Here is a 12,705-nt window from a genome sequence, read left to right on the forward strand (position 1 = left end):
TGCGGGGGAGGGCGCTCCCAGACAGCGCCTAAGTCCATGCGGTGGAATGGACGTGCCGAGTGGCGCGTTACCCGAACCGGTGCCGCCATCCGCGACCCGTCAGCCCCCTTGGAGGAATCACCCCATGACCGACCTCACCATCGGCTACATCGTCGGCAGCCTGTCGTCGACCTCGATCAACCGTCGCCTGGCGAAGGCGCTCGAGCGCCTCGCACCCGAGGGTGTGACCCTCGTGGAGATCCCGATCGCCGATCTGCCGTTCTACTCGGTCGACCTCGAAGCCGACTTCCCGCAGGCGGCGCGCGACTTCAAGGACGCGATCGACCGCGTCGACGGCGTCATCATCGTGACCCCCGAGTACAGCCGCTCGATCCCCGGCGTGCTCAAGAACGCGCTGGACTGGTCGGCCCGCCCCTACGGCGAGGCGTCGTTCAACGGAAAGCCCACCGCGGTCATCGGCACCTCGGGCGGCGGTATCGCCACGGCGGCCGCGCAGCAGCACCTGAAGGCGATCCTCAGCCACTTCAACGCGCCGACGCTCGGACAGCCCGAGGGCTACGTGCAGTCGACCCCCGGCCTGTTCACCGACGACGGCGAGGTCACCAACCTCGAGACGGCCGGCTTCCTCACGGCGTACCTCACGGCGTTCGTCGCGCTCATCGAGCGCTACGCCCCGGCATCCGTCGCCGCCTGACCCGCGGTTCGGTTCGAGGCCCCGGTTCGCGCGCTGCGCGGCCGGGGCTTCGGCGTTCGCGGCCCCGCGAACCGGAGTCCCGGACCCGGATGGGTCGCCGGGCCGGTTTGGGGCGCGTGTTGCGCCCCGAATGGGGCGCCGGGCGGGGTTCGGGGCGCGTGTTGCGCCCCGGGTAGGGTGCCGGGTGGGGTTTGGGGCGCGTGTCGTGCCCCGGATGGATGCCGGAGAGGGTTCGGGTCCCGGGCCGGGTTTGGGGCGCCGGGCCGGTTCGGGGCGCGTGTTGCGCCCCGAATGGGGTGCTGGTCGGGGTTCGGGGCACGTGTTGCGCCCCGGGCCGACGCGCCGGGTCAGACCAGGCCGTGCGTGTGCGCGTAGACGACGGCGGCGACCCGGTCGCGGGCGCCGAGCTTCTGCAGCACGTTCGACACGTGCGTCTTCACGGTCGCCTCGCCGATGAACAGCTCGCGGGCGATCTCGGCGTTGCTGCACGCCTGCGCGAGCAGGCGCAGCACCTCCGCCTCCCGGTCGGTGAGGTCGACGCGCACGTCCCGCGTCCCGTCCTCCCCGGGCTGCTCCGGTGTCACGTGCGCACGGTCCTCGGCGTCGGCACTGTGCGCACGTGACACCGGAACAGCTCCGGCCGGCGCGGGGGGTGCGGAGGCGAAGCGCTCGATGACGCGGCGGGTGACCTCGGGGGCGAGCAGCGCGTCGCCGGCGGCGGCGACCCGCACCGCCGAGGTGAGGTCCTCGGGGCCGGCGTTCTTCAGCAGGAACCCGCTCGCCCCCGCCGCGAGCGCCTGGAACAGGTAGTCGTCGCGGTCGAAGGTCGTCACGATCACCACCGCGGCGGCGATGTCGGGGTCGGCGACGATGCGCCGGGTGGCCTCGAGCCCGTCCATGTCGGGCATCTGCACGTCCATGCACACGACGTGCGGCTGCAATGCGGATGCCGCCGCCACCGCCTCGACGCCGGTCGCCGCCTCGCCCACCACCTCGATGTCGTCGGCGGCATCGAGGATCATCCGAAAGCCGGCGCGCATGACGGCGTGGTCGTCGACCAGCAGCACGCGAGTGGCCGCGGCGCTCACGCGGACACCCCGGCGCCCAGCGGCAGGCGCGCCCGCACGAGGTACCCGCCGCGGGGGCGCGGCCCCGCCTCCAGCGTGCCGCCGGAGGCGACCGCGCGTTCGCGCATCCCCACGAGCCCGAGTCCCGGCCGCGCCCCGGGCTGCGGCCGGCCGGTGTTGGCGATCTCGAGTTCGACGGCATCCGCGCTGTAGCGCAGACGCACGTCGGCGGCGGCGTCGGGGCCGCTGTGGCGGCGGGCGTTGGTGAGCGCCTCCTGCGCGATGCGGTAGAGGTTCACCTGCGTGAGTTCGGAGGGTTCGACCGGATCGCCGACGATCGTCAGCGTCGTGGGCAGGCCGTTGTGAGCGGCGTGCGCGACGAGGTCGGGGAGGGCGCTCAGCCGCACCGTCGAGTCGGCCGGCGCGGCGACGGCATCCGGGGTCCGGAGGGTCTCGAGCAGGTGACGCAGCTCGTCCAGCGCCGAGCGTGATGACGCCTCGATGCCCGCGAGCGCCCGCGTGGCGGCCTCGGGATCGCGCTCCAGCACGGTGCGGGCCGCTCCGGCCTGCACACCCATCGCCGAGACGTGGTGCGCGACGACGTCGTGCAGCTCGCGGGCGATGCGCACCCGGTCCAGGGCCACGGCCTGCGCGGCGGTCAGTTCCCGCTCGCGTTCCAGTTCCTCGGTGCGCTCTTCGAGCGCGCGACGGGCCAGTGCGGTGGCGTAGGCGCGGTCGCCGAGGTAGTAGGCGCCGCCGAAGTAGAAGATATTGATGAGGAACTGGATGACCATGTAGGCGGCCATCGGCGAGAACGCGCCCGATGTCGAGAGCCCACCCTCGACCGGTTCGGTCGCTGCCTGGAACATCGTGATGAGCAGCCACACGAACATCGCGATCACGACCAGCACGCGCACGAGGGTGGCGCGCCGGCGGTCGTCGACCCACGCTCCGACCGTGTACATCGCCAGGAACAGCGCGACCTGGCCGACGTACAGGTCGGGGATGCGGAACGTGACGCCGGCGAAGAACCCGACCGCGACGATGATGAGGGCGATCTCCGGATGCCGTCGGCGCACGGCGAGCGGGAGCGTCACCGCCGCGGCGTACAGCAGCGCCCAGCCTAGGCCGGGAGTGTCGTCGCCGAAGAATCCCGCGATCTGGCCGAGCCACGAGCTGATGACGGCGGCGACCAGCAGGATGCCGGCGAGCCAGAGGTCGTTGCGGCGCTCGGCCGCCGTCGCGGGGCGGCGCCGCGGCGGGGCGGACGGGGTGGTGGCCGTGCTCATCCCTCCAACGTAGAGGGGAGCAGGCCGAGCGGCATCCCCCGGACGACGGAGCCGGGAGATGTCGCCGCCCAGCCCGCAGGACGGCCTCTTGACCATCTACTTGTTTTTTGCAAGCATGAGCCATCCGCCCCCGCGGCGGCTTGCAAAGGAGCACGCCATGACCGATATCTTCGTCAATCTGCCCACGGCGGACCTCGACCGCTGCCAGGCCTTCTACGCCGCGCTGGGGGCCACCATCAACCCGCTGTTCACGGACGAGAACGCCGCCTGCATCGACTGGGGCGACGGCGCGTACTTCATGATGCTGACGCGCGAGTACTTCGCCACCTTCACCGACAAGCCCGTCGCCGACCCTGCCGCCACGGCGCAGGTGATGGTCGCCCTCACCCGCCCGTCGCGGGAGGACGTCGACGCCGTCATGGACATCGGCCTCTCGTCCGGAGGCGTCGAGCCGCGCGCGCCCCAGGACCTCGGATTCATGTACTCGCGCGACCTGGAGGACCCCGACGGCAACGTGCTGAGCTTCTTCTTCATGGACCCGGCCGCGGCCGAGCAGGGCCCCGCCGCCTACGCCGACCAGGCCCGGTCGTAGGTGGCCGCCCGCAGCTACGGGCAGTACTGCGGGGTCACGACCGCCGTGGAGCTCGTCGGAGAGCGGTGGGCGCTGCTCATCATCCGCGACCTGCTCGTGGGCCCGCGTCGCTACACCGACCTCAAGCAGGGGCTGCCGCGCATCCCCACCAACATCCTCTCCGCCCGGCTGAAGGAGCTGCAGGATGCCGGTGTCGTGCGCCGCGTGCCGCTCTCGCATCGCGGGCTCGTGTACGAACTCACCGCGTTCGGTCGCGAGCTGGAACCCATCGTGCTCGCCCTCGGCCGGTGGGGTTTCACCGCGATGGGGGAGCCCGAGCCCGACGCCGTCGTCACCGCCGACTCGCTGACGATGGCGCTGCGCACCGCGTTCCGGCCGGATGCCGCCGCGACATTGCCCGCGACGGGCTACGACCTGCACGTGGGCGGGGTGGGGCTGCGCGCCCGGGTGCGCGGGCAGGCCCTCGCGGTGCGCCGACTCGACGCGGGGACCGGTGCGGGGTCCGGTGCGGGATCGGGTGCGGATGCCGTGATCGTCGCCGGACCGGAGATCCGCGGCATCATCTCGGGCGAACTGCGCCCGGCCGACGCCCTCGAGCGAGGCCTCGTGACCGTCGCGCACGGCGACACCGCGCTGCTGGGGCGGTTCGCGACCACTTTCCACATCGACCCTGCCGCTGCGGCGGCCTGACCGAAGGAGCATCCGATGCCGGGAGCCATCCACATCGACCTGTTCACCACCCTCGACGGCGTCGCGCAATCGCCCGGCGGGCGCAGCGAGGATCCCGACGACGGCTTCGCCTACGGCGGCTGGCAGGCGCCGGTCGACGATGACGCGGTCGGCGAGCGGGTGATGGCCGGCATCCGCCGGATGGACGCGCTGCTGCTCGGACGGCGGACCTACGACATCTTCGCCGGCTACTGGCCGCAGTATCAGGGGCCGGGCGTCGAGATCGCCGACCGATTCAACGCGATCCCGAAGTACGTGGCGTCCCGGGGGACGCCGGACCTGCCGTGGGAGGGCTCGCACCTCGTCGGCCCCGATCTGGCGACCGAGGTGGCGGCGCTGCGGGAGCGGCACGAGGAGGTGCACGTGATCGGCAGCATCGACTTCGCCCGCACCCTGGTGCGCGAACGGCTGTTCGACGTGCTGAACCTGTGGGTGTACCCGCTCGTGCTCGGACCGGGCAAGCGCCTGTTCCCGCCGGACGGGCCCGCGTTCGGACTCACGCTGCTGGAACCGCCGGTCGTCGGCCCGGCCGGCGCCCTCCTGCTGCGTTACGGTCCCGGCGGCGACGTGACGACCGCCGACATGTCCTGACCCCGAGTGAGCATTCCTGACCCCGAGTGAGTATTCGCGTTGCCGAGTGAGTACTCGCGGGCGCGGCGTCAGCCGAAGATCATCGGACGATCGTCGTCATCGTCAGGGGACATCAGGTCGAGGTCGACGACGACCGGCACGTGGTCGCTCGGAATCTCGCCCTTGCGCTCGTCGCGATGGATCGATGCGCCGGTGACACGGTCGGCGAGGGCGTGCGAGCCCAGCACGAAGTCGATGCGCAGCCCCTGGTTGCGGGGGAAGCGCAGCTGCTTGTAGTCCCAGTAGGTGAATCCGGTCGGCACCAGCGGCCGGACGATGTCGATCATGCCGGCCTCTTCGATCGCATGGAACGCCGCGCGCTCGGGCGGCGAGACGTGCGTCGACAGGCCCGCGACGATTGTGGGATCGCCGTTGTCGGCATCCGTCGGGGCGATGTTGAAGTCGCCGACGAAGGCGAGCGCGAGATCGGGGTCGGCCGCGAGGGACTCGCGGGCGTGCTGGGCGAGGGCGCCGAGCCAGTCGAGCTTGTACAGGTAGTGCGGGTCGTCGAGCGAACGGCCGTTGGGCACGTACAGGCTCCACACGCGCACGCCGCCGATCGTGGCGCCGATCGCGCGTGCCTCCAGCGGCGCATCCGGGCCCTCGTGGCCCTTCGCGAACCCGGGCATGCCGGGAAACGAGGTCTCGACGTCTTCGATGGGCTCGCGGCTGGCGATGGCGACGCCGTTCCACTGGTTGAGGCCGTGCGCGACGACGTGATAGCCGGCATCCTCGAACGCCGCATAGGGGAACTGCTCGGGCTTGCACTTGATCTCCTGCATCGCCAGCACATCGATGTGCTCGCGCACGGCGAAGTCGACGGTGCGCGCGACGCGCGCGCGGATGGAGTTCACGTTCCAGGTGGCAAGCCGCATGCCTCCAGCCTACGGTCGGCCGCCGACGCCGCAGCGCCGCGATCGTGCCAGGGTGGAGACATGCGCATCGCCGTCACCGGGTCCTCCGGAAAGCTGGGTCTCACCGTCGTCCGCGTCCTCCGGGAAGCGGGGCATACCGTCATCGGCCTCGACCGGGTGGGCGAGCGCGGGCCGGGCTTCGTGCAGGTCGACCTCACCGACTTCGGGCAGGTCATCGACGCGCTCGCCGGAGTGAACGACCAGCACGACGGGGTCGACGCGCTGGTGCACCTCGCCGCGGTGCCCGCGCCCGGCATCCGCACCGACGTCGCCACCTTCCACAACAATATGGCCGCCACCTTCAACGTCTTCTGGGCCGCGGTGCGGCTGGGGGTCGAGAAGATCGTCTACGCGTCGAGCGAGACGGTGCTGGGGCTGCCGTTCGAGACGCCGCCGCCGTACATCCCGGTCGACGAGGACTACCCGGCACGGCCGGAGTCGGTGTACTCGCTCGTGAAGCACCTCGAGGAGCAGATGGCGATCGAGCTGGTGCGGTGGCATCCGTCGCTGTCGATCACCGCGCTGCGCTTCTCGAACGTGATGAATCCCGAGGACTACGCCGCGTTCCCCTCATTCGATTCGGATGCCACGGCGCGCAAGTGGAACCTGTGGGGCTACATCGACGGGCGCGATGGCGGGCAGGCGGTGCTGCGGGCTTTGGAGACCGCACCGGCCGGCTTCGACCGCTTCATCATCGCGGCGGCGGACACCGTGATGTCGCGTCCGGCGGCGGAACTGGTCGCGGAGGTTTTCCCCGACGTCCCGGTGCGGGGCGAGCTTTCGCCGCACGGCACGCTGCTGTCGATCGACAAGGCCCGCCGGCTCCTCGGCTACGACCCGCAGCACTCCTGGCGCGACGAGATCTAGCAACCGCGAATACTCACTCGGCACCGCGAGTGCTCACTCGGCGCGACGAATGCTCACTCGGCGCGACGAATACTCACTCGCGACCACGAATGCTCACTCGGCGGCCCTAGAAGGCGCGGAGGATGTCCTCCACCCGCTCCTTCGCGTCGCCGAAGAGCATCTGTGTGTTCTCGCGGTAGAACAGCGGGTTCTGCACCCCGGCGTAGCCGGCGGCCATCGACCGCTTGAAGACCACCACGTTCTCCGCCTCCCACACCCGCAGCACCGGCATCCCGGCGATCGGTGAGGTCGGATCCTCGGCGGCCGCCGGGTTCACGGTGTCGTTCGCGCCGATCACGAGCACGACAGACGTCGAGGCGAAGTCGTCGTTCACCTCATCCATCTCCAGCACGATGTCGTACGGCACCTTGGCCTCGGCCAGCAGCACGTTCATGTGCCCGGGCAGACGTCCGGCGACGGGGTGGATGCCGAAGCGCACGTCCACGCCGCGCTCGCGCAGCCGGTGCGCGAGGTCGGCCACCGGGTACTGCGCCTGCGCCACGGCCATGCCGTACCCGGGCGTGATGATCACCGAGGACGCCTCCCGCAGCATGTCCGCGACCGTCTCGGCATCCACCTCGCGATGCTCGCCGTGGTCGACGTCGCCGCTGCGCGGCGCCTCGATGCCGAACCCGCCGGCGATCACCGACAGGAACGAGCGGTTCATCGCCTTGCACATGATGTACGACAGGTACGCACCCGACGAGCCGACGAGCGCGCCCGTGACGATGAGCAGGTCGTTGTCGAGCAGGAAGCCCGCCGCGGCCGCCGCCCACCCGGAGTAGCTGTTGAGCATCGAGACGACGACGGGCATGTCGCCGCCGCCGATGGATGCCACCAGGTGCCAGCCGAGCGCCAGCGCCAGCACCGTCACCGCGACGAGCAGCCAGATCGACGGCGTGACGACGTACCAGACGGTCAGCACGACGAAGGCGACCAGGGCTCCGACGTTGAGGATGTTCTTGCCCGGCAGCATGAGGGGCTGCGACGACATCCGGGCCGAGAGCTTCAGGTAGGCCACGATCGATCCGGTGAAGGTCACGCCGCCGATGAAGACGCCGATGAACACCTCGGCGTGGTGGATGTCGCGCAGGGCCCCGGTCAGGCCCGGGTCGTACAGGGCGCCGTTCCAGCCGACGAGCACCGCGGCGAGACCGACGAACGAGTGCAGCAGCGCGATGAGCTCGGGCATGCCCGTCATCTCCACCGACCGTGCCCGCCACAGCCCGATCGCCGCTCCGATCAGCACGGCCGCCGCCAGCAGCACCAGCCCGAACGTCGCCTGCGGGTCACCCCACGCGTTCTGCACCGACACCCACACGGTCGCCGCGAGCGCGATGGTCATGCCGGCGATGCCGTAGCCGACGCCGGCGCGGGCGCTCTCGTGGCTGCTGAGACCGCGCAGGCTCAGCACGAACAGCAGGGCCGCGACGAGGTATGCGGCGGTGGCCACGGCGGCGGCGGTCATCGGTCGCCCTTCGAGAACATGGCGAGCATGCGCCGGGTGACGGCGAAGCCGCCGAAGATGTTGATGGATGCCACGAGCACCGCGATCGCGGCGAGGATCTGCACCGGCGGGTCGGGGATCGTCACCTGCAGCATGGCGCCGACGACGATGATGCCCGAGATCGCGTTGGTGACGCTCATGAGCGGCGTGTGCAGCGCGTGGTGCACCTTGCCGATCACGTAGAACCCGACGATCACCGACAGCACCAGCACCGTGAGGTGCTGCGGCAGGGGAGCGGGCGCGACGGCCGAGACGGCGAACAGCACCGCGATGCCGAGGGCGATGAGCCCGGTGCGGGCGCCGGCCGACAGGCTGCGCTTCGGGGTGGGCGCGGGGGCTGCGGCATCCGCCGCCGCCGGCGGGGCGGCCGACACCTGCACCGGGGGTGGTGGCCACATCGACTCGCCTCCCCGCACGACCGTGATCGAGCGCTGCACGATGTCGTCGAAATCGAGGACCACCCGCCCGTCCTTGCCGGGCGTGATCAGCTTCACGAGGTTGACGAGGTTCGTGCCGTACAGCTGCGACGCCTGGGCCGGAAGCCGGGATGCCAGATCGGAGTATCCCAGGATGACCACGCCGTTGTCGGTGACGACCCGTTCGCCGTCGACCGAGCCCTCCACATTGCCGCCCTGCGCCGCGGCCATGTCGATGATGACGCTGCCCGGCTTCATGCTCGCCACGTCGGCGGCGGTGAGCAGCCGCGGCGCCGCACGGCCCGGGATGAGCGCGGTCGTGATGACGACGTCGACCTCGCGCGCCTGGGCCGAGTACAGCGCGGCCGCGGCGCGGTCGTACGCCTCGCTGGTCGCCTTGGCGTAGCCGTCGGAGGAGTCCATCGCCTCGTCGACGACGACCGGGAGGTACTCCCCGCCGATGGAGCGCACCTGGTCGGCGACCTCGGGCCGCGGATCGGTGGCCCGCACGATCGCGCCGAGGGAGGATGCCGCGCCGATCGCGGCGAGCCCCGCGACACCGGCGCCGGCGACGAGCACCGTGGCGGGCGGGACCTTGCCGGCCGCCGTCACCTGCCCGGTGAAGAAGCGGCCGAACTCGTGCGCGGCTTCCACCACGGCGCGGTAGCCCGAGATGTTCGCCATGGAGGAGAGCACGTCCATCGACTGGGCGCGCGAGATGCGGGGCACGGCGTCGAGGGCGAGGGCGGTGATGCCGCGCGTCTGCAGCGACTCGCGCACGTCCGGCCGCAGCGCCGGGGACAGCAGCGCGATGATCGTGGCGCCGTCGGCGAGCAGCGCGACCTCGTCGGGCGTCGGCGGGTTCACCTTCAGCACGACCTCCGCCGCCCACGCCTCGGCGCGCGACACGATGCGGGCGCCGGCGTCGCGATACGCGGCATCCGGGAACGACGAGGCGGCCCCGGCGCCGGCTTCGACGAAGACGTCGTAGCCGAGCGCGATGAGCTTCGCGGTGGTCGCGGGTGTGGCGGCGACGCGGGTCTCACCCGCGCCCTCCGCGACGATCCCCATGGGCGTCATGCGCACTCCAGTGCTCGTAACGGACGACGCGCGTTCGGGTGCACCGTCGGGTTCGGACATGTCGATCTTGACTATAGGGGGCGGTGCAGGCCACGTCCCGGGCGCGGGTCGTGAGAAAGATCCGGGGTTCTTGCCCGGGTGAGAAGGGCGTGCGCGGCATCCGTAGACTCGGAGCCATGACCGTCGCCTCCACGCCCGCACTCGAAGCCGACCGCCAGAACCTCATCGCACTGATCAAGGATGAGGCGGTCTTCCATGGCGACTTCACCCTCTCCAGTGGCGCGAAGGCGACCTATTACGTCGACATGCGCAAGCTCACCCTCGACCACCGTGCGGCGCCTGCGATCGGCCGCATCATGCTCGACCTCGTGCGCGACCTCGACGGCATCGTCGCCGTCGGCGGCCTGACCCTCGGCGCCGACCCGATCGCGAACGCCGTCATGCACGAATCGGTGCACGCCGGCACGCCGCTGGACGCCTTCGTCGTGCGCAAGGAGCCCAAGGACCACGGACGTGGCCGTCAGGTCGAGGGCGCCGACGTCGTCGGCAAGCGCGTCGTCGTGGTCGAGGACACCTCCACCACGGGGCAGTCCGCGCTCAAGGCCGTCGAGGCGCTGCGCCGCGAGGGCGCGGAGCCGGTGGCCGTCGCCGTCATCGTCGACCGCAGGACCGGGGCGCAGGCGGCGGTCGAAGCCGCGGGCCTGCAGTGGCTCGCCGCGATCGACCTCGACGACCTGGGCCTGCAGCCGCAGTAGGCGCGGTTCACGCCGGGCGGCGCGGCCCCGGCGCGGCCGCCGACGCGTACGCGGCATCCTTCGGTCGTCGCGAAGGCCGCGGTGGAGGGTGCTGTCACGGTCGTTCGCGACGACTGAGTGCGGTCGGGCGAGAGGGACCCGACGCGTGGCGCGGTTCGGTCGTCGTAAAGGTCCCTGTGATGGGCGCTGTCGCGGTGCTTTGCGACGACTGAATGCCGGGCGGCGTGCCGCCGCGGCATCCACCCGTGGCCGGCGCCGGGTCTTCGGTGATCGCCGCTTCTTCGGAGGCCGTGGCCCGATTTCCTCCGAGGAACTGTCGATCTCCGACGTTGTGGCGAGGGGATGCCGCAGCCCGCGACCCCGCGACCCCGCATCCCCCGCGAAGCCGCGCCCCCGCCGTGTACCCCGCGGCGAGGCGCGCCCGGGTCAGGCCTGGAAGACCGGCAGCTGCGACGCGAGCGCGAGCAGCAGCCCGAGCAGCGTCAGCACGAGCACGGCGCGGCGATTGGTCGTCGCCCCCGCGGCGGATGCCTGGCGCGAGGACCGCACGAAGATCACCAGCGCCACCAGCAGCACGACCAGTCCCGTGACGCCCAGCACGATCGCCACGTCAGTTCCCCCGCCCGCGCCCGCGGAAGTACTGCACCACGACGATGACCAGCGTCGTGGCCGTCATCGCCGCGACCGACACCAGCAGCAGGGTCTGTTCGAACTGGTTCACGGGCGCTTCCCCTCTGCCGAATCGGTGACGATCTTCGCGATGCGCGCTGCCTTCGTCTCGGGGCGCTTGGCCATCGCGATCTGGGTGAGCGCGTACTTGCGCGCCGAGCGAGGGAAGGCGTCCCAGTGCGCGCGGGCCGCGGGCACCGCGTCGAGCGCGGCGGCGAGCTCCGGCGGTTCGACGCCCGCCTCGGGGCCGTCGAGCATCTCCCACGCCCCCGACGCCTTCGCCGCCTCGATCACCCGCCGGCCGGCATCGGTCATCTCCCCGGATGCCTCCAGCTCCGCCACCCGCACCTTGTTGGTCGCCGCCCAGCCGCTGCCGGGGCGCCGCGGCGCGTACCACTGGCCGTTCTTCTCATCGTCGAACGGCCGCACCGTGCCGTCGACCCACCCGAAGCACAGGGCCTGCCGCACGGCGTCGTCGTAGCCGACCGCCTCCAGCACCACTCCCGCCCGGGGGCGCAGCAGCCAGACGCCGACGGCTGTGGCGTGGTGCTCTTCGAGCCAGGCCCGCCAGGCTGCGGCATCCACCGCATGCAGGGCCTGCGCATCGTCGAGCACGCCCATCACAGCACCTCTGGGAGCTCTGTCTCGATGGGGTCGGCGCTGACGAGATCCGCGACCGAGTCGAGGATCTCGTCGGGACGGAACGGGTAGCGCTCGATCTCGCTGCGGTCGCTGATGCCGGTGAGCACGAGCACCGAGTGCAGGCCTGCCTCGATCGCCGCGATCACGTCGGTGTCCATCCGGTCGCCGATCATGCCGGTGGACTCCGAGTGCGCGCCGATGCGATTGAGCGCCGAGCGGAACATCATGGGGTTGGGCTTGCCGACGACGTACGGCTCGCGCCCGGTGGCCTTCGTGATGAGCGCCGCGAAGGCGCCCGTCGCGGGGACGACGCCGAAGGGGGTCGGGCCGGTGGAGTCGGGGTTGGTGATGATGAACCGCGCCCCGTTGTTGATGAAGCGGATCGCCTTCGTGATCGCCTCGAACGAGTACTGCCGGGTCTCGCCGACCACGACGAAGTCGGGCTGGGTCTCGGTCATGATGTACCCGGCTTCGTGGAGGGCGGTGGTGAGCCCGGCCTCGCCGATGACGTACGCGGTCCCGCCGGGCAGCTGCGAGCGGAGGAACTCCGCCGTCGCCAGGGCGGAGGTCCAGATGCTCTCCTCCGGAACGTCCAGGCCCGACGCGCGCAGCCGCGCGCTGAGATCGCGGGGCGTGAAGATCGGGTTGTTCGTCAGCACGAGGAACGGGGTTCCGGTGTCGCGCCATTGCGCGAGCAACTCCGCCGCGCCCGGGATGGGGCGGTTCTCGTGGACGAGCACGCCGTCCATGTCGGTCAGCCAGCAGTCGATGTCGGCGCGGGTCCGCATGGGGCCAGCCTATCGGCGCTCGGTGGC

Annotated in this window: 14 protein-coding genes; 6 read left to right on the forward strand and 8 right to left on the reverse strand. The window is 71.4% G+C overall.

Translation table 11 applies throughout. The features are described 5' to 3' along the window. The first annotated feature begins 124 nt into the window (after positions 1–124). Positions 125–694: an NADPH-dependent FMN reductase gene (locus tag ACFVR6_RS01510; RefSeq protein WP_386958140.1), complete on the forward strand. Its 570-nt coding sequence runs from the start codon at positions 125–127 to the stop codon at positions 692–694. Between the two features lie 347 nt (positions 695–1,041). On the opposite strand, the gene ACFVR6_RS01515 is transcribed toward ACFVR6_RS01510, so the two are convergent. Next, positions 1,042–1,734 carry a response regulator gene (locus tag ACFVR6_RS01515; protein ID WP_386958815.1) on the reverse strand — a complete coding sequence of 231 codons (693 nt, stop codon included), beginning with the start codon at positions 1,732–1,734 and terminating at the stop codon, positions 1,042–1,044. Between the two features lie 44 nt (positions 1,735–1,778). Beyond that, a complete protein-coding gene (locus ACFVR6_RS01520) occupies positions 1,779–3,050 on the reverse strand; it encodes a sensor histidine kinase (RefSeq protein WP_386958142.1) in 1,272 nt (423 codons plus the stop codon). 157 nt (positions 3,051–3,207) lie between these two features. Between ACFVR6_RS01520 and ACFVR6_RS01525 the strand changes: the two genes are divergently transcribed. Genes ACFVR6_RS01525 through ACFVR6_RS01535 form a run of 3 tightly spaced genes read left to right on the forward strand, consistent with a single transcriptional unit; the run spans position 3,208 to position 4,962 of the window. Continuing rightward, entirely contained in the window at positions 3,208–3,642 is a 435-nt protein-coding gene (locus tag ACFVR6_RS01525; protein ID WP_386958144.1) for a VOC family protein, read from the forward strand. After that, on the forward strand, positions 3,643–4,332 hold the full coding sequence (locus tag ACFVR6_RS01530; RefSeq protein WP_386958146.1) for a winged helix-turn-helix transcriptional regulator: 690 nt from the start codon (positions 3,643–3,645) through the stop codon (positions 4,330–4,332). A 15-nt stretch (positions 4,333–4,347) separates the two neighbouring features. Continuing rightward, entirely contained in the window at positions 4,348–4,962 is a 615-nt protein-coding gene (locus ACFVR6_RS01535; protein WP_386958148.1) for a dihydrofolate reductase family protein, read from the forward strand. Between the two features lie 68 nt (positions 4,963–5,030). On the opposite strand, the gene ACFVR6_RS01540 is transcribed toward ACFVR6_RS01535, so the two are convergent. Beyond that, positions 5,031–5,876, reverse strand: coding sequence for an exodeoxyribonuclease III (locus ACFVR6_RS01540; protein ID WP_386958150.1), 846 nt, complete (start codon positions 5,874–5,876; stop codon positions 5,031–5,033). A 60-nt stretch (positions 5,877–5,936) separates the two neighbouring features. Here ACFVR6_RS01540 and ACFVR6_RS01545 point away from each other — a divergent pair, with 60 nt between their 5' ends. After that, positions 5,937–6,782, forward strand: coding sequence for an NAD-dependent epimerase/dehydratase family protein (locus tag ACFVR6_RS01545; protein WP_386958152.1), 846 nt, complete (start codon positions 5,937–5,939; stop codon positions 6,780–6,782). 106 nt (positions 6,783–6,888) lie between these two features. On the opposite strand, the gene pntB is transcribed toward ACFVR6_RS01545, so the two are convergent. Further along, the gene (gene pntB / locus ACFVR6_RS01550) at positions 6,889–8,289 is read right to left on the reverse strand and encodes a Re/Si-specific NAD(P)(+) transhydrogenase subunit beta (protein WP_386958154.1); all 1,401 of its coding nucleotides are present in this window, start codon (positions 8,287–8,289) and stop codon (positions 6,889–6,891) included. Further along, complete coding sequence (locus tag ACFVR6_RS01555; RefSeq protein ID WP_386958817.1) at positions 8,286–9,824, reverse strand: Re/Si-specific NAD(P)(+) transhydrogenase subunit alpha; 1,539 nt, start codon at positions 9,822–9,824, stop codon at positions 8,286–8,288. The genes pntB and ACFVR6_RS01555 overlap by 4 nt, the downstream gene beginning before the upstream one ends. 176 nt (positions 9,825–10,000) lie before the next feature. On the opposite strand from ACFVR6_RS01555, the gene pyrE reads away from it, so the two are divergent. Continuing rightward, positions 10,001–10,579, forward strand: coding sequence for an orotate phosphoribosyltransferase (gene pyrE, locus ACFVR6_RS01560; protein ID WP_386958156.1), 579 nt, complete (start codon positions 10,001–10,003; stop codon positions 10,577–10,579). A 426-nt stretch (positions 10,580–11,005) separates the two neighbouring features. Here the strand turns inward: pyrE and ACFVR6_RS01565 are convergent, their stop codons facing one another. The 3 genes from ACFVR6_RS01565 to ACFVR6_RS01575 form a co-directional block, all read right to left on the reverse strand. After that, entirely contained in the window at positions 11,006–11,188 is a 183-nt protein-coding gene (locus tag ACFVR6_RS01565; protein WP_386958158.1) for a hypothetical protein, read from the reverse strand. A gap of 108 nt (positions 11,189–11,296) precedes the next feature. Continuing rightward, positions 11,297–11,869: a YdeI/OmpD-associated family protein gene (locus tag ACFVR6_RS01570; protein ID WP_386958160.1), complete on the reverse strand. Its 573-nt coding sequence runs from the start codon at positions 11,867–11,869 to the stop codon at positions 11,297–11,299. After that, the gene (locus ACFVR6_RS01575; protein WP_386958162.1) at positions 11,869–12,678 is read right to left on the reverse strand and encodes an HAD-IIA family hydrolase; all 810 of its coding nucleotides are present in this window, start codon (positions 12,676–12,678) and stop codon (positions 11,869–11,871) included. The genes ACFVR6_RS01570 and ACFVR6_RS01575 overlap by 1 nt, the downstream gene beginning before the upstream one ends. Between the last annotated feature and the right edge of the window lie 27 nt (positions 12,679–12,705).

The sequence above is a fragment of the Microbacterium sp. NPDC058021 genome (assembly GCF_042885955.1).
In the GTDB taxonomy this organism is placed as follows: Bacteria; Actinomycetota; Actinomycetes; order Actinomycetales; family Microbacteriaceae; genus Microbacterium.

Coding starts and splice junctions, on each gene's coding strand:
- ACFVR6_RS01510 (WP_386958140.1), top strand. CDS start 125: ATGACCGACCTCACCATCGGCTACATCGTCGGCAGCCTGTCGTCGACC.
- ACFVR6_RS01515 (WP_386958815.1), bottom strand. CDS start 1,734: ATGCGCGCCGGCTTTCGGATGATCCTCGATGCCGCCGACGACATCGAG.
- ACFVR6_RS01520 (WP_386958142.1), bottom strand. CDS start 3,050: ATGAGCACGGCCACCACCCCGTCCGCCCCGCCGCGGCGCCGCCCCGCG.
- ACFVR6_RS01525 (WP_386958144.1), top strand. CDS start 3,208: ATGACCGATATCTTCGTCAATCTGCCCACGGCGGACCTCGACCGCTGC.
- ACFVR6_RS01535 (WP_386958148.1), top strand. CDS start 4,348: ATGCCGGGAGCCATCCACATCGACCTGTTCACCACCCTCGACGGCGTC.
- ACFVR6_RS01540 (WP_386958150.1), bottom strand. CDS start 5,876: ATGCGGCTTGCCACCTGGAACGTGAACTCCATCCGCGCGCGCGTCGCG.
- ACFVR6_RS01545 (WP_386958152.1), top strand. CDS start 5,937: ATGCGCATCGCCGTCACCGGGTCCTCCGGAAAGCTGGGTCTCACCGTC.
- pntB (WP_386958154.1), bottom strand. CDS start 8,289: ATGACCGCCGCCGCCGTGGCCACCGCCGCATACCTCGTCGCGGCCCTG.
- ACFVR6_RS01555 (WP_386958817.1), bottom strand. CDS start 9,824: ATGACGCCCATGGGGATCGTCGCGGAGGGCGCGGGTGAGACCCGCGTC.
- pyrE (WP_386958156.1), top strand. CDS start 10,001: ATGACCGTCGCCTCCACGCCCGCACTCGAAGCCGACCGCCAGAACCTC.
- ACFVR6_RS01570 (WP_386958160.1), bottom strand. CDS start 11,869: ATGGGCGTGCTCGACGATGCGCAGGCCCTGCATGCGGTGGATGCCGCA.
- ACFVR6_RS01575 (WP_386958162.1), bottom strand. CDS start 12,678: ATGCGGACCCGCGCCGACATCGACTGCTGGCTGACCGACATGGACGGC.